The sequence below is a fragment of the Methanosarcina spelaei genome (genome assembly GCF_002287235.1).
GTDB classification, from domain to species: Archaea; Halobacteriota; Methanosarcinia; order Methanosarcinales; family Methanosarcinaceae; genus Methanosarcina; species Methanosarcina spelaei.
The window spans coordinates 1-1,902 of record NZ_LMVP01000237.1 but is presented as its reverse complement, the minus strand read 5'-3'; the positions used below and the strand labels follow the sequence as shown (position 1 = coordinate 1,902).

Below are 1,902 nucleotides of genomic sequence, written 5' to 3'. Positions count from 1 at the left end.
TTATTGCCCAACATTTTGATCTGTTTGAGTCTACATAAAAACTACTTTCATCCTGTGTGACGAACAAATAGTTAGGATTTAGGAATCTTTTTTTTGATTTCAGCAATAAATTCGTTTGTTAATTCCTGATTTCGCCTTTTTGATTGAGGTCTACATATAATTCTACTAAACCCTAAATTTTTAATAATTTGCCTCATTCTTGATTTGGAATAAGATATCCCAAATTTCTCTCTGACAAATTGAATTGCATCTTTTGTTTGCCAACCACGAGAAAAACCATCGTCTGTTGGGATAGGTTTTGATAATGCTTCCCTTAATTCAGAGAGTTGCTCTGCAGTTAAATAGGACTTTACTCCTCTACCAGGTTTACATTTAAGGCTAGACAAACCTTCTTCTTCAGCTCTTTTCATCCAACGATGAACTGTTGAACGGTGAACTGAAAAATCTTCTGCAACTTTAGCCGGACTCAAACCATTTTTAACCAACAATAATGCTTGAAGTCTTAGCTTCTCATTTTTGTCACAGGAACGACAGATAGCTGTAGCAATATCAGGAGTAGTAAACATCTCTAAACTCATAACTAACTTAATATTATTATATCAAATATATAAATGTTGCATTATACAAGGGTGTGACTATATGTACGAAAACAAGAGATTATATATTTATCTTCTGCATATGTATTCAAAAATGGTATCTGTGAGCCTGCATACCAGCTATACTTTTGTAATCTGTGGGTATGTTTGCAAGAGAAATGCAGGAGCACTGCCCTTATAATTGGAAGGTCACAGCACATGTATGAAGATTTTGGAACAATACTTAGCAGAGGATTTAACAGCTGGTTTAGAAATTTAAACATTTGTATTCCATTCATCCTTAATTTTCTTATCAATATGTTTACTTATGTCCTTTTCATTGGCTTGATAAGCGTTTTGCTTTTTACCTCAAGTACAGGGAGTATTATCGATCCTGCAACTCTTTCCAACAAGGAAATCCTTTCCGTATTATGGGATGGTTTTTCGGATAACTTCGGACTGTCCTTGTTTTTGATTCTCGGATTTTCCCTATTTGTTATTTTCGTTCACTCTTTCTTCACAGCAGGAGCAATAGGGATGGCAAAAAAAGCCTCCGAAACAGGAGATGCCGGGATCTTTGATATGCTGGTTTCGAGTTCAAAAAACACCTTCAGGCTTTTCCTTGCAGTCCTGCTGACTACTCTGCTCCTGCTTGTAGGAGTCATATTTATAGTGCCCGGAGCCTTCGCAGTAGGGGATCTGAGTATGTTAATCCAAAATCCGGAAGCCTCAGTAAAAGGCGTGATGGCACTTGGTATCGGATTCATTCTCTGGACCGCTTATATAGTAATCCTCAATCTCGCACTTTCTCTCAGCAGCTATGCCATTGTGATCGACGAGCTTGGACCCCTTGAGGCTTTGAGTGAAAGTTTTCGTTTCTTTACAAATAATAAGCTGGATGTTTTCCTTATCTGGATAATCACTATTGGGTTGACTACAATCGGTGGTTTGGTCAATGAATTTGTAAACTCAGGAAACACCCTGTTTACATTAATTATATCTCTGATTCCAATTGTGATTCTACAGCCTCTGACGGCTGTCTTGTGGACACGCCTCTATATGGCCAGAAAAGGAAGAAAGCTTTATGACCCTTCAGATCTGCTTTCCTACCCGGATAACTTCTGAAAAGTGAGTTTTGAAAGGTTTTTCCGAGAAGCTAATTTCTCGAAAATCTTTCTGAAGGATAATTTCCGCAAGATCAATTTTGAAAGGTTAATTCTAAGAGGCTAATACTTTTATTTAGTTTCTATTTTTAGTTTCATTTTAGTTTCATTTTAGTTTCATTTTAGTTTCATTTTAGTTTCATTTTAGTTTCATTTTAGTTTCA

1 protein-coding gene and 1 pseudogene are annotated in these 1,902 nt (G+C 36.4%); one reads left to right on the top strand and one right to left on the bottom strand.

From position 1 onward, the window contains the following. A pseudogene (locus ASJ81_RS12010) lies at window positions 1-578 on the bottom strand (IS630 family transposase); the annotation flags it as partial. 165 nt (window positions 579-743) lie between these two features. Between ASJ81_RS12010 and ASJ81_RS12005 the strand changes: the two are divergent. Next, entirely contained in the window at window positions 744-1,700 is a 957-nt protein-coding gene (locus ASJ81_RS12005; RefSeq protein WP_245860107.1) for a DUF7847 domain-containing protein, read from the top strand. Window positions 1,701-1,902: the final 202 nt, after the last annotated feature.